General features: G+C 67.6%; 11 protein-coding genes and 1 pseudogene. 3 read left to right on the forward strand and 9 right to left on the reverse strand.

The genetic code is table 11. The annotated features are described in order from the left end of the window. Position 1: 1 nt before the first annotated feature. Both G6N67_RS33350 and G6N67_RS33355 read right to left on the reverse strand, forming a co-directional pair. Positions 2–640, reverse strand: coding sequence for an FMN reductase (locus G6N67_RS33350; protein ID WP_036439695.1), 639 nt, complete (start codon positions 638–640; stop codon positions 2–4). After that, positions 637–1,731 carry an LLM class flavin-dependent oxidoreductase gene (locus G6N67_RS33355; RefSeq protein WP_036440664.1) on the reverse strand — a complete coding sequence of 365 codons (1,095 nt, stop codon included), beginning with the start codon at positions 1,729–1,731 and terminating at the stop codon, positions 637–639. The genes G6N67_RS33350 and G6N67_RS33355 overlap by 4 nt, the downstream gene beginning before the upstream one ends. Positions 1,732–1,883: 152 nt before the next feature. Here G6N67_RS33355 and G6N67_RS33360 point away from each other — a divergent pair, with 152 nt between their 5' ends. Further along, positions 1,884–3,401 carry an MFS transporter gene (locus G6N67_RS33360; RefSeq protein WP_407663296.1) on the forward strand — a complete coding sequence of 506 codons (1,518 nt, stop codon included), beginning with the start codon at positions 1,884–1,886 and terminating at the stop codon, positions 3,399–3,401. A gap of 18 nt (positions 3,402–3,419) precedes the next feature. Here the strand turns inward: G6N67_RS33360 and G6N67_RS33365 are convergent. The 7 genes and pseudogenes from G6N67_RS33365 to G6N67_RS33395 all read right to left on the reverse strand — a co-directional run bounded on the left by G6N67_RS33365 (position 3,420) and on the right by G6N67_RS33395 (position 11,412). After that, positions 3,420–4,784 (reverse strand): annotated as a pseudogene (locus tag G6N67_RS33365) (flavin monoamine oxidase family protein). A gap of 136 nt (positions 4,785–4,920) precedes the next feature. Continuing rightward, on the reverse strand, positions 4,921–5,511 hold the full coding sequence (locus G6N67_RS33370) for a hypothetical protein (RefSeq protein WP_036440658.1): 591 nt from the start codon (positions 5,509–5,511) through the stop codon (positions 4,921–4,923). A gap of 165 nt (positions 5,512–5,676) precedes the next feature. Further along, positions 5,677–7,668: a serine/threonine-protein kinase gene (locus G6N67_RS33375; RefSeq protein ID WP_036439693.1), complete on the reverse strand. Its 1,992-nt coding sequence runs from the start codon at positions 7,666–7,668 to the stop codon at positions 5,677–5,679. Between the two features lies 1 nt (position 7,669). Then, positions 7,670–8,611 carry a glutamate ABC transporter substrate-binding protein gene (locus tag G6N67_RS33380; protein ID WP_036439691.1) on the reverse strand — a complete coding sequence of 314 codons (942 nt, stop codon included), beginning with the start codon at positions 8,609–8,611 and terminating at the stop codon, positions 7,670–7,672. After that, on the reverse strand, positions 8,611–9,918 hold the full coding sequence (locus G6N67_RS33385; RefSeq protein WP_036439689.1) for a GlnX family signal transduction membrane protein: 1,308 nt from the start codon (positions 9,916–9,918) through the stop codon (positions 8,611–8,613). Before G6N67_RS33385 ends, G6N67_RS33380 begins: the two co-directional genes overlap by 1 nt. A gap of 136 nt (positions 9,919–10,054) precedes the next feature. Then, on the reverse strand, positions 10,055–10,987 hold the full coding sequence (locus tag G6N67_RS33390) for a lytic transglycosylase domain-containing protein (protein WP_036440655.1): 933 nt from the start codon (positions 10,985–10,987) through the stop codon (positions 10,055–10,057). Between the two features lie 104 nt (positions 10,988–11,091). After that, on the reverse strand, positions 11,092–11,412 hold the full coding sequence (locus tag G6N67_RS33395) for a hypothetical protein (protein ID WP_131524834.1): 321 nt from the start codon (positions 11,410–11,412) through the stop codon (positions 11,092–11,094). A 65-nt stretch (positions 11,413–11,477) separates the two neighbouring features. On the opposite strand from G6N67_RS33395, the gene G6N67_RS33400 reads away from it, so the two are divergent. Beyond that, positions 11,478–12,089 carry a VldE C-terminal domain-containing protein gene (locus tag G6N67_RS33400; protein WP_051579174.1) on the forward strand — a complete coding sequence of 204 codons (612 nt, stop codon included), beginning with the start codon at positions 11,478–11,480 and terminating at the stop codon, positions 12,087–12,089. Between the two features lie 369 nt (positions 12,090–12,458). Continuing rightward, on the forward strand, positions 12,459–20,186 hold the full coding sequence (locus G6N67_RS33405; RefSeq protein WP_051579173.1) for a non-ribosomal peptide synthetase: 7,728 nt from the start codon (positions 12,459–12,461) through the stop codon (positions 20,184–20,186). Positions 20,187–20,239 lie beyond the last annotated feature (53 nt).

Below are 20,239 nucleotides of genomic sequence, written 5' to 3' on the forward strand. Positions count from 1 at the left end.
GTCAGTCCTCGACCGTGTCGCCGCCGTTTCGCGGCCGCCAGCCCGCCAACAGCTGCTCCATTTCGGTCAGCTCCTCGGCGAAAACATCGCGCCGAACGCGCTGACCGCACGCCTGCAAGAGCCGCGTGAAGTCGTCGGCCGCTTTGCCGATCCGCTTGGACAGGTCGGAGCCGTACGCGCCGAAATCGTCGGTCGCGGCGTAGACACCGGTCGGCGACACCACCGCGTGCAGATACGAGAACATCGGCCGCAGTGCATGTTCCAGGACCAGCGAATGACGCTCGGTGCCGCCGGTCGCCGCGATCAGCACCGGCATGTCCGACAGCGCTTCTTCGGGCAGCACATCGAAAAACGACTTGAACAGTCCGCTGAACGAGGCATTGAATGCCGGCGTCACGGCGATCACGCCGTCAGCGTTTGCGATCGCCTCGAACGCAGAATTCAGTTCGTCGGACGGGAATCCGGACAGCATCGCGTCCACGATGGCGCGGGCCAGCGGTCGCAGCTCGATCACCGTCGCACTCACCGTGAGGTTCCGATCAGCGGCCGACGACTCCACTGCGGCTGTGATGCGATCGGCCAGAAGCCTGGTCGACGACGGTTCCCGCAGCCCGCCGCTGATGATCGCCAATTTCGTCATGACTCACGCTCCCCCGCGCCCGCAGCCGCGTCCACAAGCGCGGCGTGTGTCGGCGCGTCCGGCACATGATCCGGCCGACCGACCGCAAACTCCTTGCGCAGCACCGGGATCACTTCTTCACCCAGCAGGTCGAGCTGCTCCAGCACCACTTTCAACGGCAGGCCGGCGTGGTCGACGAGAAACAACTGCCGTTGGTAGTCGCCGGCGTACTCACGGAAACTCAAGGTCCGGTCGATCACCTGCTGCGGCGACCCGACCGTCAGCGGCGTCTCGGCGGCGAACTCTTCCAAGCTGGGCCCGTGGCCGTACACCGGAGCGTTGTCGAAGTAGGGGCGGAACTCCGCGATCGCATCCTGGCTGTTGGGGCGCATGAAGACCTGCCCGCCAAGTCCCACGATGGCCTGATCGGCGCTGCCGTGCCCGTAGTGTTCGAATCTCTGCCGGTACAGCTGCACCATGCGCTTGGTGTGCGCCGGTGGCCAGAAGATGTGGTTGGCGAAAAACCCGTCCCCGTAGAACGCCGCCAGCTCGGCCACCTCGGGAGTGCGGATCGAACCGTGCCAGACGAACGGCGGCACACCGTCCAACGGTCGGGGCGCGAGCGTGAAACCCTGCAGCGGAGTGCGGAATTCACCGCTCCAGTCGACGCTCTCCTCCCGCCACAGCCGCCGCAGCAGCCGGTAGTGCTCGACGGTCAACGGGATTGCGGCTCGGATGTCCTGGCCGAACCACGGGTACACCGGCCCGGTGTTCCCACGGCCGAGCATCACGTCGACTCTGCCACCCGAGAGGTGTTGCAGGACACTGAAATCCTCCGCGATCTTCACCGGATCATTGGTTGTGATCAACGTGGTCGACGTGGACAGCACGATGCGCTCGGTCAGGGCTGCGACATAACCCAAGAGGGTGGTCGGCGACGACGGTACGAACGGCGGGTTGTGATGCTCGCCGGTGGCGAACACGTCAAGACCCACCTCTTCGGCCTTCCTGGCGATCGCCACCGTGGCGCGGATCCGCTCGGCCTCGGTAGGCGTCTTACCGGTCGTCGGATCTGCAGTGACGTCTCCGACCGTGAAGATCCCGAATTGCATGCCCGACAAACACATCTCCTGATCCGTTGTGCATCGCGACGATCTCGGGCCGCGGCATCCGCAGCCGAACACTTTCCAAACGTTACGCCCACGGCCGCGGTTGCTGCGCCGTTTGCGCATCGGCCGTAGGGTGAGGTGACGATCATGGATCCGTGGAGAACGAGCCGAGCGGCCCCGCCGGAGACGAGGCCGAGGTGAGCCCGTCCCGGGTTGCGTTGGCGTCACCCGCCGCGCGGTGGCTCGTTGCCGCAGCGGTTCTCGGCTCGGGCATCGCATTTCTCGACAGCACTGTCGTCAACGTTGCGCTGCCTGCCATCGGGCGGGATCTAGGTGCCGGGATGGCAGGCCAACAATGGGTGCTCGATGGCTACCTGCTGTCGCTCAGCGCGTTGCTTCTGGCCGGCGGAGCGGCAGGAGACCGCTACGGCCGGCGTCGGGTCTTCGTGGTGGGCTTGGCGATTTTCACCGTGGCGTCGGTGGCCTGTGGCTTATCCCCATCCGTGGGTTGGTTGATCGCGGCCCGGCTGCTGCAGGGTGTGGGAGCGGCAGCCCTGGTGCCCGGCAGCCTCGCCCTGATCGACGTCGGGATCCGGCACGACGACAGGGCGCAGGCGGTGGGCATCTGGGCCGGTATGTCTGGTGTCACCTCGGCCCTCGGCCCGTTCATCGGTGGTTGGCTCGTCGACGCCGCGTCCTGGCGGTGGGTTTTCTTGCTGAATGTTCCCCTGGCCGTGGCGGCCGCGTGGATAACCATCCGGCACGTGCCCGAGTCACGGGCCGCTCCCGCCGCCGGCCGCGCAGACCTCGCCGGCGCTGTGGCAGTCATGATCGGCCTCGGGGGTGTGATCTACCCGCTCATCGAGGTGCCGTCCAGAGGTTGGACGCCGGTCGCCGTGGCGGCCGCAGCTCTCGGCGTCGTCGCGCTGGTGGCCTTTGTCGTGATCGAGCTCCGGGTCCAGGCACCGCTTCTGCAATTCGGCCTGTTCCGTTCACGCCAGTTCAGCGGCGCGAACCTGACCACGTTCGCCGTCTACGCCGCGCTCGGCGGTGCGCTGTTCCTGCTGGCGCTGCAGCTACAGCAGAGCCTGCATTATTCGGCGTTGCTCGCTGGGGTCGCGACGCTGCCGACCACGGTCATCATGCTGATCGGGTCTCCGTGGGCCGGCGCCCTGGCTCAGCGCACCGGCCCTCGATTGCCCATGACGGTGGGTCCGCTCATCGCCGCGGCGGGTCTGGCGTTGATGGCCCGGATCGTCCCGGGGGTGTCGTATCTCGCAGTGGTGCTGCCCGCAGTCGTCGTGTTCGGCGTCGGGTTGATGGTCACCGTCACCCCGTTGACCGCCGCCGTCCTGTCTGCCGTTCCGGAGAGCCAGGCGGGGACGGCATCGGGCGTCAACAACGCCGTTGCCCGGCTCGCCGGGTTGCTCGCCGTTGCTGTGTTGCCGGTTGCTGCGGGGATCCGGTCAGGTGCCGGAGAACCTCTTGGCCACGGCTATGTGACGGCGATGCTCATCGCCGCGGCGGTGGCCGGATGTGGCGGTGTCATTGCGGCTGTGACCATCCGTTCCGGCGCCGACGTCTCCCACCACGTGCTGCCCGGCGCCAACCAGGCGTGTCAGCACCCGTGCACCAGATATGCCGTGCAGCACGGCACGGGCCGAGGCGGATAGCCACCAGCCAACGCAGATTTACACTGCTGCAACGCTTTCAGCCGCCATCACCTCGGCAGCGGCGCGTTCACCCGACCGAACCGCACCATCGATCCAGCCGCACATGACAGCCGAGCTCTCCGTCCCGGCCCAGTGGATTCGCCCGCACACCTCCCGCAGCGTGTGGCCGAACTCGGTGAGTACACCGGGAGGTGCGTGACTGATCATGCCGCCACCCGAATAGCGTTCCACCGTCCAGTTCTGTTCGTGATAACTCAACGGGGACCGGGCCCTCGGGCCGAACCGATCGACCAGTTCACCGATCACCACGGATCTGCGCTCCGCGGCGTCGAGGCTCCCGAGTCGACGCGCCGCGGGCCCTTCGGTGATGACGCACATGACGCCCGGAACCCCGGTGTCGGTGCAGGCGTCGATCGTCAGCGTCGCCGGACTGCCGGGCGCGGCCGACTGCCCGCAGAGCCCGTCGGTACGCCAGAACGCGGTTTCGTAGACCACCGAGATCTTGAAGACCGCGCCACTCGGCATGCGGTGATGGAGAAACATCCGGTCCACGGGCAGCATGGGTTCGTAGGCGATCTGGTGCGCGACTGCCAGTGGCACAGCGACGATGGCTTGGCGCGCCCGTATCGTCGCGTCACCGGCGTGCACGGTGACGCCGTCGCAGTCCTGCTCGATGAGGCGCACGGGCCGCGAAAGCTGCAGTGCGGCACCCAGTTCGGCCGCCATCGGGCCATAGACGGCACTCATGCCACCACGCACCCGGGCGTCCTGCGCGCCGCCCTTGTTGGATATGACGAACACCGGGCCACCGCCCGACCCCATCTGGTGCAGCGCCCACAGCAACGACACCTCCGAGGCTGCCGACGTGTAGATGCCGGCCAGCGCCATGTCGAGCATCTCGCGCGCCTGCTTGGCGCGCACATGACCGGTGATTCACTCCCCCACGGTGATTCGGTCCCATTCCGCGGCCCTCTTCGCGGTCCACGGCGCCTCGAACGGGACCGACTTGCACATGTGGCCGACTTCGAGCAGCCCGGCGCCCAGGTTGGCGATGGCCCACGGGTTCATCGACCAGGGAATGGTGCCCGCGTATCGGTGCTTTTTGCCGTCGACGATCATCATCGCGTCGCCGTCGACGTACTGCTTGTACTCGACGACACCGTATTCGGCCATCAGAGCCTTGATGCGATCCTGGCCCGGACCGATCCACGCCCCGCCACGGTCGATCCAGGTGCCGTCCGGGAGCACCTCGGTGAAGGTCCGGCCGCCGACGCGGTCTCGCGCTTCGAGGAGCGCCACGGAGCGGCCCGCCTGCTTCAACCGCAGCGCGGCAGTCAAGCCGGCGAAGCCCGCGCCCACCACGCAACAATCGACGTCCGCCATGGTTCGCCCCTTCGTTCAGCCGGGCTCGGGGAGCAGAAACTCAAGCTACGCCGATCGGCTGCGGTCGAATCGGGTTCGGCAAAAACAGCATCCGTGCGGCCGCACCGTGCGGTGCGGCCGCGTCGGATGCGTGAGGTCAGCTCTGTGCGAGCACCGCGTAGAGCGACTGCTTCGCCTCGGTGACGGCGGTCAGGATCTTGGTCCTGGCCTCCTCGAGCTTCTCCTTCTGTTCGTCGTTGCCCGTCCACATGATCGTGCGGGCGAGACCGGCGACCTCGAAGAGTTCCTTGCGGAGCTTGAGCACGCCGGTGAACTTCGCCGCCTGCGCCAGGAACGCGTGTGCGGTGTCGCTGTTGATGCCCTTCCAGGCCAGGATGTTCTCGCCGAACTCGGTCAGCGTGGCAACGCCGTCTTCGACCGTGACGGCCCCACGCCCGGCCAGCAGGCCGATACCGACCTCCGCGGCACCTTCGGGCGGTGTGAACGCGCCACCGGTCGCCTCGGTCACGCGCCGCGTGATCTCGGCCGCGTCAGCCGGCCCGTCGAGCAGCAGAGCTGCGGTGGCGGCGGCCGCCAGCTTGCCGCGTCCGCCGAATCCGGGGCCGAAGTGGCCACCGAAGCCTCCGCCGAAACCGGGCCCGAATCCGGGTCCACCGAATCCGCCGCCGAATCCCGGACCGCCGAACGGCCCGAAACCTGGCGCGCCGAAACCGAATCCACCGGGCAATCCTCCGTGAAACATGTCCGTCTCCCTACCGTGTGATGTCCTGCCGTAACAGTTCGACGCCATATCGCGTCAATATCACGATATATCGGTAACTTGGAAGGTGGTCTATCTAAACGGTAATTCTCAGCGAATAATCAGGTCGGCGGCGAGGCTGCCGTGCCGTTCTCAGAGCCAGCTCGGCGGTCTGATCGCATTCGCGACATCGACCAGGGTGTAGCGATGCCGACGACGCGGCGAGTGGCGCGCCAGTTCCCGTAGCGCCTCCTCGATGCCCTCGCGCAGCCCCCGCTGGTCGAAGGGATGACCGAAGATCGGATCGTCGGCAGGTGCGGCAACGCCCGATTCGAGCCAGTCGAGCGCGATGCCGAGCACGAGCGCACGGATCTGCAGGGCCCGTGGTTCGGTCTCGGTCAGACGGCTCACCCGGTGCGCGGCGTCGCGCAGGTCTTCCTCGGTGATGTCGGCACATGGGCGGCCGTCGAGCAACATGACCACCGACGTCAGTTGCGCCTCGCCGTAGTGGCGCGAGGTCAGCGGCACCTGCTCGAGCACGCTGATCGCGCCGGCCCGGTCGCCACGGCCGGCGAGCAGGCGCGCCAGGCCGAACGCGGCGTTCACCATCGCCGGGTCGGTGCGCCACAGCGTTCGGTAGTACCTCTCGGCCAAGAGCCGCAATCGTTGTCTGTCCTCGACATCACCCGCGTCGAGCATGAGTTCGGCCGCCGCCGCGGCCGCAAGCTTGGGTGCCGATTCACCGGGAAGCAGGCCAATCACCCGCTCGAAGCTCGTCAATGCCCTATCGGGCTGTCCGGCTTCCAGCCCCGAGACCCCCTCGGCCCAGTCCTCACGCCAGTCGTCATCCGATTCCTCGACGGGTATCGGCTTCGGCAGGGCGTGAGCGACGTCTCGCGCACGCAGCCTCGCGGTGCGGCGGCGCCCGTCGACGAAAACATCGGTGCGCCGCAGCGCCAGGTCGGCACCGAAGGTTGACCGTGGCACACTGAACAGCTTTGATACGCGCGGGCTCGGCGAGCCCGTTTGCTCGGCAAGGATCTCGTGCAGGACACCCTTGCACTGGTCAGCCATCTCATCGACCGACGAGAAGCGTTGCGCCGGGTGAGGATTGGTTGCACGCACCAGAAGCCGGTAGAAGGACTCGTAGCGTTCGAACAGCGGCACCTCGTCGCGGGCGGGCAGCGACTCGGCATAGCGGTCACCTGCCAGGTCGACGGTCAGCTTGGCCAGCGTGCGGCCCACCGTGTACACGTCGGAGGCTACCGTCGGGCCTGTTCTGACGATCTCGGGCGCTTGAAAACCCTTGGTGCCATAGATGTATCCGAAGTCGCCGATACCCGATACCGCACCCATGTCGATCAGCTCGATGTTGTCCTCGGTCAGCATGATGTTCTCGGGCTTGAGATCGTTGTAGACCAGGCCGAGCGAGTGCAGGTAGGACAACGCCGGCAGCGCGTCCAGCACATAGCCGAGCGCCTGCTCGACAGGCATCATCCGCTTGTCGTCACCACCGGCCGCCCGCTGCTTCGCCAGGATCGCTTCCAACGTGGTGCCGCCGATGTACTCCATCACGATGTAGCCGACAGGGCGCCCGTCGAACCCGGGATGTTCGACGAAGTTGTAGATCTTGACGATGCCGGGGTGGTTGACCATCGCAAGGAACTGCCGTTCGGCGACAGCGATGGCCTGCGACTGCTCGCCCCCGGGCTGAAGCAGGCCTTTGAGCACAACCCACCGGTCGCTCACATTGCGGTCGATCGCCAGATAGATCCAGCCGACGCCGCCGTGGGCGATGCAGCCCTGGACGTCGTACTGACCGGCGACGAGCTCCCCCGCCTCCAGTTGTGGTGAGAAGGAGAACAGTGCGCCACAGTGCGGACACACGCCGTCGGTGGGTCCGGGCCGGCCCGCGCTCCCCCGGCCGACCGGCCGACCGCAGTTGCCGCAGTCCCGTTTCGACTCGGCGACAACGGGATTGGTCAGGATCGCAGTGGCGGGCTCGATGTCCTCCCGAATCGGGATCTCGACAAGGCCATCGCCGATCCGCCGCCGGCCGGTGCGCAGCCGCGGGCGGGTGGGCTCGACCTTGGTCGGCCCGGATTCGGTCACCAGGACGGCGCGCGTGCCCTCGTCACGAGCCATGTCAGTCCCGGTACTTCGGTGTCGGCGGGCTCGGAGCCGGGCCGAGCATGCTGAACCACCTGCGGTACAACGCCTCCCACGTCCCGTCGCGACGGATCCGTTCCAGACTCGCGTTGACCGCGCGGACCAGATCCTCCTCGGCCTTGTTGACCCCGATGCCGTATGGCTCGTTCTCCAGGCCAGGACCGACGATCTCGAGATTGGGATCCTGCATGGCCATGCCGACCAGCAGCGCATCGTCGGTGCTGACCGCGTCCACCTGGCCCTGCTGAAGCGCGACCAGGCAGTCGTCGAAATTCTGCATGCCGACGATGTTCGCTCTCGGAGCGACCCGGGCGACCGTGGCGATGGATGTCGTCGCGAGCCCCGAGCACACGCGCTTGTCGGCCAGGTCGGCCGGTCCCCGCACCGCCGAGCCTCGTGGGACCAGCAGGCGTTGATGCCCTTCGAAATACACCGTGGAGAACGCGATCAGCTCGGCCCGGGGACACGTGATCGACGTCGCCTTCGTCAGGATGTCGACGATCTTGTGCTGTACCGCCGGAATCCGCTCCGGCTCCGTCAGCAGGCGAAAGTCCACCTTGTCGGGATCACCGACCAGATCCCGGGCGATCTCACGGGACAGGTCGACCGAAAATCCCCGCAACTCGCCCGTCACCGGGTCACGGAAACTGAGTGGGTCGGTGTTCTGATCGATACCCACGATCACCCGGCCGCGGCGCCGGATCGCTTCCACCGTCGGCGCGGGTGCCGACGACGGACGCAAACTGGCTGTGGCGTCACAACTCTCGACCGCCTCGCCCGAAACGGACGGCGCGACGACTGCGCCGCTGGGCAGCGGCAGGGTCGTTAGCGAGGCAGGCACCTCGACCAGCGGTTGCACTGTCGAACATCCCGTCAGCAGTGCCGCTGCGACGGCGAGGACTCCGGTGGCGGCACGCATCAGTGGTACTCGTTCAGCCGTGGTGCGACGCCCGCGGCAACCGCGAGCGCTGCCAGCACGCTGATGGCCGCCGCACCGGCCGGAAGCGCGCTCAACGCCACGTACGCACGGGTTATCCCGTCGCGCTGGCGCTCTCGTAGTCGCGCGATGTCATTCCCCAAAGCCTGATCCAACCGCGTGAAATGGGCCGTCGAACCCCCTGGCCCGGCGTCTCGAGCGATCGCCACCGCGCCCGGAAAGTCGCCCGCGCCCAGCTTGTTCCGGATCTCGTCGTGCGCAGTCAGCCAGCGCTGCAGGGCATCCCGGGTTCCGTCTACGGGGTGCTTTTCGAGCAATGCCGCCACCTGTGCGGTCCGCTCATCGAATCTGACATCCGATTCGGTGTCGGAACCCCGCTTGAGCAGGCCGAGGATCTCGTCGGCACGGGCTTGCTGAACGAGGATCCGGGTGGTCACCGCGACGTCCATCGGCGCACCGGCCCCGGTATGGGCGGCGCCGGCAGCGCGCGACGCCACCACCCCGGCGCCGGTCAGCCAGACCGCGAGCACCGTCATGAGCACCGACGCCAGCACCAGTCCGGGGTTGATCCGCCGATGACTGTGCCTGGCGAGGAACACCTGCGCGAGCACCAAAAGCCCCACCGCGACGAGGGCCCCGGCGATCACCGCGTACGACGGACCGACCGCGCGTTCCGACGCTGTGACGGCGTCGGCCTGGTTCCGGTACAACTGCTCGGCGTCCGGCAGGATGGACTGCTGCAGCAGCGAGGAGGATCCGCCGAGGTAGGCAACGCCGATGGGGCGACCATCGCGGTTGCTCGTCCGCGCTGTCGCCATCACCCCGGTGTAGACGGCCAACTGGTTGGACAGGTCGGTCAGCAACGTCAGCGAGTGGATGTCGTTGGGCGACACGCCGTTCGACGCGGTGACCAGGCCCGCGGACGCCTGCCCGATTGCGGCGTCGTAGCGGTCGCGGACGTCGCGCGGTTCGACGCCGCCGGCCAGAAACGCGGTGGCCGCGGTCGTGTTGGCCGACGACAGCGCGCTGTAGATCCGTTGCGCGGCATCGGCCAGTGGCTCGGTGTGCGAGCGCAGATTGCCCAGACCCTGTTGCTTGTCCGACACCGTCGTCGAGGCGCTCACCCCCACGGCCAGTACCGCGGCCACGAGCACGACGGCCATCACCGCGATCCGGCCGGGCGTGGCCCGGAGGAAGTCGACGACGGGGCGGTCTGGTTCGTCGAGATCGACCAGTTGGGACTCGTCGAGTGTGCGCGCCTGCCGACGCTCCACCGCACCGCTGTCCACTCGGCATCTCCTCATCGCAGGCTTGGTCCCGACCAGCGATACCGCACCGGTCCGATGCGGATGATTCGCACGGTAGCCGCTGCGCGCGCCTCGCGTGGGTGGTTACGTCACACCGGATCGACGCCGTCGCAGCGTTTCACTGAGGGTGGGTTGCCAGGTATTCGGCGACCGGGATCGGCGCGGGCGCCCGATAACCGACCGGCAGCAGGACGTCGCCGGCGGTCGTGCGGTAGTAGATCTCCCACCGGTAGTAACCGGTGAATGCCGCCGGGTCGGCCTCCAGGATCAAGGCATAGTCGGTGACGGCCCGCACGTAGTCGTCCGAGTGGTTGTAGGCGTAGATCGCGCCATCGCGGTCGTGCCCGAAGCCGTTGGCGGCCAGCTTGCGACCGGCGGCCATGATGCTGTCGCGGGGCGCGTGGATGTCGCCGCCGTCGCCGTAGGCGGCAAACGTCGACGGGAGGAACTGCATGGGGCCCTGCGCGCCGGCCGAACTCGGGCCGACGATGCGGCCGAACGTGGTCTCGACGAAGTTGATGGCCGCGAGGTAGTTCCAGCCGACACCCGTCGCCGTATCGGCTTCGCGGTAGTAATGAAGCAGTTCGTGAGCCGGGGCCGGCGGATCGATGCGCCAGGCGGGAACCGTGTCCAACACATCGGCGGTGAGCAGGCTGTCCAAGTGCCGACGCGCCTCGACGTTGCGGTCGTAGAGCGGCAGCAGAACCGCTGGGATGCGGGGACGCGTGACCTCATCCCATTCGGGATGGCGGCCGATGGCCCGGTAGGCCGCCTGCTGGCGTCGGGCCGCGGCGGCCAATACCGGCTCCGGTGCGGCCGGATCACGCAGTGCCCGCTCATCGGCGACAAGGTCGTCGGCAAGCCTCGCGGGGTCTTCCGCGAGTCGCGGCTGCGCGGGCGCGGGCCCGGGCGAGACTTCCGGACGCGCAGCACTCGGGGCGGCTGCCGCCTGCGCCTGCGGTGCCGGTGGGGGCGCCGAATCGGTCGCCGCGGAGCAGCCCACCAGGACGGTCGCCGATATCGCGACCAGAGACCTTGCCCCCCAATGCATCACATCGAGCCCGTCGTTCACGTCGCCTCCCCGCGGTCGTATCCCCGCCATTGTGACCCTCGCGTGGGCGGTCGGGCACGCCGCTGCGCAGAAAATGAGGTGGACTACTGATGGCTGCCGGCCGACTCGCCATCTTGGAGAACTACGTCGGCGAGACGATCCCGGGCGCACACCAGTGGCACCGATCCGACGATTGTGGTAAACGCCATAATTTTTGCCCATGCGGGCAGCAGGTCACTGAAATCGACGTCGACCCCGCATCGCCGTGACGGCCGTCGCACACCGCTGGACGGGGGCATGCCGAACGCCTCGGGATCCGTCATGACCTGCCACTTCGCCACGGCGGGCGCATCATAGACCACTGCCTTCCCGGCAGTACACCGCGTCAAAGTCAGGTTGACGGGCGGCCGCTCTTCCATACCCACGCAGGGCTGCGGCCAAACCTCGCGATGGCGGAATTCTGTCGGCCCGCCGGTATGGTCCGGTCGTCATGGGTAGACACCGATTAGCCAAAGTTCGGCGCCGCCGATCGGCCGTCGTCGCTGCGGTCTTCGTGCCTGCCGCGGCAGCTCTCGTCGTCGGCGCGGACACCGTGCCGGCCGTCAAGGGCGAGCCGCAGTGCTGCGCTCAGATCGCTGCGGCGCCCGCCGGGACGCCGCCCACACCGGGTGAGCCTGCCGTGCGTCGCACCATGCGGTATCCACTGCCTGCCGGTGTCGCACCGGAAAAGGGTTTGCAAGTCGAGACCATCTTGGCGGCCCGCGCCGTCAGTGCGCGGTTCCCCCAGGTTCTCAACATCGGCGGGGTCCGCGCCGACTCGATGAAGTGGCACCCGAACGGCTTGGCGATCGACGTGATGGTCCCGAATTACGCGACCCCGGAAGGCAAAGCGCTCGGCGATCAGATCGTCGGGTACGTCATGGCCAATGCCGACAAGTTCGGCGTCAACCACGTGATCTTCCGGCAGGAGATCTTCTACCACGACGGTCGGCACAAGACGATGTCGGACCGCGGCGGGGACACCGCAAATCATTACGACCACGTTCACATCGCCACGAACGGCGGCGGATTCCCGACCGGGCACGAAACCTATCTGACGTAAATTCGGGCACGGGCGGGTTCCGATGAACCGCCGACGTCACGACTTTGCTGATTATTACAGAGCTATCGTTTCGCCCTCCGGAGCCACCGTCCCGAGTTGCGAAGCGGCGCTTGATTCCTCGCCGTTTGCCCGTCCGGACACGGCAACTGCCCAATTGCGGACGGCAAATTCTCGAAACGAGAAATCCAAACGCAATTGGGTCACTATCCTTTTCGGTACAGGAGGGTGCCGGGTCAAGAGTTGGGTCTGCCTGTCGACGTCGACGACAAACCTTTCTCCGCGACCGGGATGAGAAAGCTGGTCGAGTTGCTACGGGTCTTGGTGGCCATTGCCCCATTCTTTGAGACCGCCCGGTCTTTGTGAGGAATCATGAGTGGAGATCCGTCTTTGCGGTTGTTGTCGATTGATCTGCTCGACGACCACGAACACGACGTACTGGACGAGTGGGGCAATCGCGCGGTATTGACCCGGCCCGTGCCCGCACCGGTGTCGATTCCGGCGTTGTTCGCGGTGCAGGTGGCTCAACATCCGGATGCGGTCGCACTGACATGTGGCGAGCATTCGTGGACGTACAGCGGACTGGACGAGGCCGCCAACCGGTTGGCTCAGGTGGTGGTCGCTCACGGCGGCGGACCCGGCGAGCGGGTGGCCCTGCTGCTGCCGCGTTCCGGCGAGGCCATCGTGGCCATCCTCGCGGTCCTCAAATGCGGGGCTGCGTATCTGCCGATGGATCCCGCGCATCCCGATGCGCGGATCAGGTTCATGATCTCCGACGCCGCGCCGGTCGCAGTGCTCACGACGGCTGAACTCCGGGCGCGACTGGACGGGGCCGACGTCGCGGTCATCGACGTCGCCGATCCCACCGTGGCCGAACAGCCCGGCCGCGGGTCGCCTGAACCGGCCGCCGACGACATCGCGTACCTGACCTATACATCGGGCACCACCGGTGTGCCCAAAGCCGTTGCCGTCACGCACCAGAACGTCACGCAACTGCTCGAGCGCCTGCATCCGGCCCTGCCCGCGGGCGCGGGACACGTGTGGTCGCAGTGGCATTCGCTGGTCTTCGACGTTTCGGTGTGGGAGATCTGGGGTGCCCTGCTGCACGGCGGCCGGCTGGTCGTGGTGCCCGAATCCGTGGCCGGTTCACCGCATGACCTCAATGGCCTGTTGGTCGCCGAGAAGGTCGACATCCTGTGCCAAACACCTTCTGCGGCAGGCATGTTGTCCCCTGCCGGGCTGGAGCACACCGCACTGGTGGTGGCCGGCGAGGCCTGCCCTTCCGATCTCGTCAAACGGTGGGCGCCGGGACGCGTGATGATCAACGCCTACGGGCCGACGGAGACCACCATCTATGCGGCGATGAGCCCACCGCTTTCCCCGGCGTCGGTTTCGGTGCCGATCGGTCGGCCGGTACCGCGCGCGGCGGCCTTCGTGCTGGACGAGTTCCTGCGCCCGACATCCGAGGGCGTCGTAGGCGAGATGTACGTCGCGGGTGCCGGTGTCGCCGTCGGATATGCGCGCCGCCCGGGGTTGACCGCATCCCGGTTCGTGGCGTGCCCGTACGGGTCACCGGGACAACGCATGTACCGCACCGGCGACCTCGTGCGGTGGGATCCCGACGGGCAGTTGCAGTACCTGGGACGTTCCGACGAACAGGTCAAGATTCGTGGCTACCGCATCGAACTGGGCGAGATCCAGGCCGCGTTGGCCGAGTCGGACGGCGTGGATCAGGCAGCCGTGATCGCCCGCGAAGACCGGCCGGGTGACAAGCGGCTGGTCGGTTACATCACCGGCACCGCCGATCCCGCCGAGCTGCGGACCGCGTTGGCCGAACGGCTCCCGGCCTACCTGGTTCCGGCCGCGGTGGTCGTGTTGGACTCACTGCCCCTCACCGTCAACGGCAAACTCGACAAGCGCGCCCTACCTGCTCCGGAGTACCACAGTGTCGACCGGTATCGCGCTCCCGCCACCGACGTCGAGACGATCCTCGCCGGCGTCTACGCGCAGGTGCTGGGTGTGGAGCGCGTCGGAGTGGACGACTCGTTTTTCGCCATGGGCGGCGACAGCATCCTCTCGATGCAGGTGGTCGCGCGCGCACGCGCGCAGGGTGTGCTGTGCCGGCCACGTGACGTGTTCGTCGAGCAGACCGTGGCGCGACTGGCATCGGTGGCCGAGCTGGCGGGCGGACGAAACGGCCCGCCGGACGAGGGCATCGGCGAGGTGCTGCCCACACCGATCATGCGCTGGCTGCGCACCGTCGACGGACCTGTCGACCAGTTCAACCAGACGCTCGTTCTGCGCGCGCCGGCCGGCGCGACCGAGTCCGACGTGGTGTCGCTGATAGAGGCCTTGCTGGATCGCCACGCCGCCTTGCGGCTGAGAGTGGATGCGCGCGACTGGTCGATGACCGTGCCGCGGCACGGCTCTGCCGATGCGCGCGCATGTCTGCACGCGGCCGATGCGTTGTCCGACGCGGCGCTGCGCACGGCGCGTTCGCTGCTCGACCCCGCCGCAGGCAGGATGCTGTCGGCGCTGTGGGCGGCCGACACCCGGCAGCTGGCTCTGATGATCCACCACCTGGCCGTCGACGGGGTGTCGTGGCGAATCCTTTTGGAAGATATCAACATTGCCTGGGTCCAGCATCGCAGCGGTCAACCGGTCGAGTTGCCTGCCTGCGGCACGTCGTTCGCCCGCTGGTCGGCGGCGCTGGACCGGCACGCGCGCAGCGCCGAGGTGGTTGCCCAGGCCGATGCCTGGCGGCAGATCCTCAGGGCCGCGCGTGCGTTGCCGGAGGTACAACCGGCACGCGACACGTACGCCCGCGCGGGCCGCCTGTCGGTGACGCTCGACGCCGACACCACGCGCCAGTTGTTGGGTGAGGTGCCCACCGCGTTTCACGCCGGGGTGGGCGACATCCTGCTGATCGCGTTCGGCCTCGCAGTGGCGGAACTCTTCGGTACGGGTGCGAGGCCCGTCGGAATCGACGTCGAGGGCCACGGTCGCGAGGAACAGATCGGCGATCAGATCGACCTGTCGCGGACCGTCGGCTGGTTCACCACCAAGTACCCCGTCGCCCTGACCGTGGGCGAACTGCCCTGGGAACACGTGAAATCCGGGCATGACGCGCTCGGGGCGGTGATCAAGGCCGCCAAAGAACAGTTGCGCCACCAACCGGACGGCTTGACGTACGGACTGCTGCGTTACCTGAACCCGGATGTGGAGCTGTCCGGACCCGAGCCGACGATCGGCTTCAACTATCTCGGCCGCCTGGGCGCCGGCGATCCGTCCGACGCGCTGTGGAGTGTCGATCAGGACGCGTTGCCGCTCGTCGACGCCGCCGCGGGCATGCCCATGCCGTTGATGCACACGCTCGAGCTCAACGCCGGAACCCTGGCGACGGATAACCACAGCGGCCCTCGCCTGCAAGCGAACTGGACGTGGGCGCCGTCGTCGGTGGACGACGCGCAGGTGCGTCGGTTGAGCCGGTTGTGGTTCGAGGCTCTGGGCGGGATCTGCGCCCACGTGCGTTCCGGCGGTGGTGGCCTGACGCCGTCGGACATCGCGCCGTCACGGTTGAGCCAAACCCAGATAGACGAATTGGCCCGGCGGTACCGCATTGCCGACATCCTGCCGGTGACACCGGTGCAGCACGGATTGCTGTTCCATTCCACAGTCGCGCGCGAGCGGGAAACCTCCGGCGCCACTGACGTGTATGCAGTTCAGCTGGATATGACCGTGACCGGAATCCTTGATCAGGATCGGCTGCGGGACGCCCTGCACACGGTCGTCACCCGCCATCCCAACCTGGCGGCCCGGTTCAGTGCCGAATTCGGGGAACCGGTGCAGATCATCCCCACCGACCCGGTGATCGCGTGGCGGTACCTGGATCTGCGGGGCGACGACGCGAATCCCGACCGCGAGGTCCAACGGTTGTGCGCTGCCGAGCGGGGCGCGGTGTGTGAGCTCGCCGAGCGGCCGACGTTCCGCGCGGCGTTGATCCGGACCACCGGCACCGAGCACCGGTTCGTGCTGACCTTCCACCACATCGTGATCGACGGCTGGTCGCTGCCGATCCTGCTGCAGGAGATCTTCGCGGGCTACCTCGAGCAGCGGCTCCCCGACGTCTGGCCGTACCGCAACTTCGTCGCGTGGCTCGCGGGCCGAGATCGGGAAGCCGCCAAGGCAGCCTGGGCCAAGGTGCTCGACGGGTTTTCCACGCCGACCCTGGTCGCTGCGCAGGCGCGATCCGGACCGCGCCGCGTCGAATCGTACCGACTGTCGGCCGACATCACGAAAGCCGTTGGTGAACTGGCCCGTTCGTGCCACACGACCGTCAGCACGGTGCTGCAGGCCGCGTGGGCGCAGCTGCTGATGGTCGTAACCGGGCGGCGCGACGTGGTCTTCGGGACCGCCGTCTCCGGACGCCCAGCGGAGTTGGCCGGAGCCGAGCACATCGTGGGTCTGCTGATCAACACCGTGCCGGTGCGCGCACGCGCGGCCGCCGGCTGCACGGTCGCCGACCTGCTGCACCAACTGCAGCGCGACCACAACGACACCGTCGACCACGAACACCTGTCGCTCAACGACATTCACCATGTCGCCGGGCATGACCAACTGTTCGACACGCTGTTCCTCTACGAGAACTATCCGCTCGACGCGGGTGCCGTCACCGGCGCACACGAGTTGGCGGTCACCGAGTTCACCACCCGCGAGTACAACCATTACCCGCTGTCGGTGATCGCCCTGCCCGGCCACGAGCTGACGCTGCGAGCCGAGTTCGACTGCGAAGCGCTCAACGCGGCAACGATCGACGCGCTCGTCGCGCGGTTCCGCCGGATACTGGCCGCGATGACCGAGGATCCCATCCGGCCGCTGTCATCGATCGATGTGCTCGATCCGGCTGATCACGAGCGCCTCGACGTTTGGGCCCACCGCGCGATCCTGACCGAGCCGGTCCGCGCGCCTGCCTCGATCCCCCGGCGGTTCGCCGAACAGGTGACGCGAACGCCGGACGCGACGGCGGTGACATTCGAGGGCAGCTCGATGAGCTACCGCGGGCTGGACGAGGCCGCGAACCGGTTGGCGCACCTGCTGATCGAGCACGGCGCGGCACCGGGTGAATCCGTGGCGGTCATGGCGTCTCGATCCGCACGGGCGATCGTGGCGATCCTCGCGGTACTCAAGACCGGGGCCGCGTATCTGCCGGTCGACCCGGCAGTCCCTGCGGCACGGTTGGAATTCATGCTGCGCGACGCCGCCCCGATCGCCGTGGTAACCACCGCCGAATTGCTACCCCGGTTCGACGGGGTCGCCGTGCCGGTCATCGAGTTCGACGATCCTGCCGTCGCGAGCCGGCCCACCACGGCGCCGCCGGAACCCGCCCCCGACGACATCGCGTACACGATCTACACGTCCGGCACCACCGGTGCGCCGAAAGGTGTTGCGATCACTCATCACAACGTCACCCGGCTGTTCGACGCACTCGACGCCGGTTTCGGCCTGACGCCCGATCAGGTGTGGACCCAGTGCCATTCGTACGGCTTCGACTACTCGGTGTGGGAGATGTGGGGCGCCCTGCTGCACGGTGGACGGCTCGTGGTCGTGCCGGAGCCTGTCGCAGGATCGCCGCAAGACCTGCACGAGTTGCTGGTCACCGAGCACGTGACTGTGCTCAGCCAGACGCCCGCGGCCGTGGCGGCACTCGAACCGCAGGGCCTGGAGTCCGTGACCCTCATGGTGGGCGGCGAGGCCTGCCCGGCCGCCGTGGTCGATCGATGGGCGCCGGGCCGGGTGATGGTCAACGGCTACGGCCCGACCGAGACGACGGTGTACGCCACCATCAGCGCCCCGCTCAAGTCCGGGCGGAGCGTCGTCCCGATCGGCGTGCCGGTGCCAGGTGCGGCATTGTTCGTGCTCGATGAGTGGCTGCGGCCGGTACCGGCAGGAGTGGTCGGTGAGTTGTACGTCGCAGGCCGTGGCGTCGGTGTCGGGTACGTTCGCCGCCCGAGCTTGACGGGCTCGCGGTTTGTGGCGTGTCCGTTCGGCGCACCGGGAGCCCGTATGTATCGCACCGGTGATCTGGTGCGGTGGGGTGACGACGGGCAGCTGCAGTACCTGGGCCGCGCCGACGAGCAGGTCAAGATCCGCGGTTACCGGATCGAGCTCGGTGAGGTCCAGGCCGCGCTCGCCGCCCTGTCCGGTGTGGAGCACGCGGTGGTGATCGCCCGCGAGGACAGCCCCGCCACCGTGCGCCTGGTCGGTTACGTCACCGAATCGGCCACCGGCACCGTCGATCCCGCGCAGCTGCGTTCGCAGCTCGCTGATCGTCTGCCGCCGTACATGATTCCCGCCGCCGTCATGGTGCTCGACGCACTGCCGCTGACCGTCAACGGCAAACTCGACAAGCGTGCGCTGCCCCTTCCCGAGTACCAGGGAGGCGAGCGGTACCGCGCTCCGGTCACGAAGGCCGAGAAGGTCATCGCCGGCGTCTACGCGCAAGTGCTCGGTGTGGACCGGGTCGGCCGCGACGACTCGTTCTTTGACCTCGGCGGGGACTCGATCTCCGCCATGCGGGTCATCGCGGCGGTCAACACGGCCCTCGACGCCGACCTCGCGGTTCACACGTTGTTCGACGCACCGACGGTGACCGGGTTGAGCCTGCAGGTGGACCGGGCGTCTCAGACGGCGCCCGCGCCTGACGGAGTGAGCTTCGCGTCGGTGCACGGCCGCGACGCCGGCGAGGTGCGCGCGAGTGACTTGACCCTGGACAAGTTCATCGACGCGCCCACGCTGAAGGCTGCCCCCGCCCTGCCACGCCCCGACGGCAAGCCGCGCACCGTCCTGCTGACCGGGGCTACGGGGTTCCTCGGACGCTATCTGCTGCTCGAATGGCTCAAGCGGTTGCGCCGTGCCGATGACACCTTGATCTGCCTGGTGCGCGCACCATCCGACGACGAGGCCCGGTGGCGGCTCGCGGCGACGTTCGACACCGATCCCACCATGCGCAGGCACTTCGACGAGTTGTCGGCCGGACGGCTGCGGGTCGTCGCCGGCGACAAGAGCGCGGCCAATCTCGGCCTGCCTGACGCCATTTGGCGCCAGCTGGCGGAAACCGTCGACGTCATCGTCGATTCCGCAGGCTTTGTCAACGGCATCCTGCCGTACAGCGAGTTCTTCGGCCCCAACGTCATGGGCACGGCCGAGCTGATTCGCTTGGCGCTCACCACAAAACTGAAGTGCTTCACGTTCGTGTCGACGGCCGACGTGCGCCATCAGATCGACCCGTCGGCGTTCACCGAGGACGCCGACATCCGCGTGATCAGTCCGTCGCGGGTGCTCGACGGCGGCTACGCCAACGGGTACGGCACCAGCAAGTGGGCCGCCGAGGTGCTGCTGCGGGAGGCACACGACCTGTGTGGGCTGCCGGTCGCGGTGTTCCGCTGCGACATGATCCTGGCCGACACCACCTACGCGGGGCAGCTCAACGTGCCCGACAACGTCACTCGGATGGCGTTGAGCATCGTGGCCACCGGGCTCGCACCGGCGTCGTTCTATCAACTCGACGCCGACGGCAACCGCAGGCGTGCGCATTACGACGCGCTGCCTGTCGGATTCGTGGCCGAGGCGATCACTACGCTGGGGTGGCGGGCCGCCCGATCGGCTGCGACGGCGTTCGCGACGTATCACGTGATGAACCCGCACGATGACGGTATCGGTCTCGACGAGTATGTCGACTGGCTGGTCGACGCCGGTTACCCCATCACCCGCATCGCCGACTTCGGGGAATGGCTGCGCCGGTTCGAAACCGCGCTGCGGGTGCTGCCCGACCACCAGCGTCAGCACTCGGTGCTGCAGATCCTGCAATCGCACGTCACGAAAGACCTTCGTGCGCCCGAGCCCACGCACGGAGCCTACGGGCCAACGGACCGATTCCGCGATGCCGTGAAGAGCGCCGGAATCGGGCCGGACAACGACATCCCCCACATCTCGGCACCGATCATCGTAAAGTACGTCACCGACTTGCAGCGGCTTGGGCTGCTGGGCCCCATCGCCGTGGCCGACGATCGATTCCCAGCGTTCACACAGGAAAAAGCCTGACGCGTGTGGTTGTGGTGTCCGGCTCCGTGTCGTACCGTCAACCTATTTGATTA

The sequence above is a fragment of the Mycolicibacterium mageritense genome (assembly GCF_010727475.1).
GTDB classification, from domain to species: domain Bacteria; phylum Actinomycetota; class Actinomycetes; order Mycobacteriales; family Mycobacteriaceae; genus Mycobacterium; species Mycobacterium mageritense.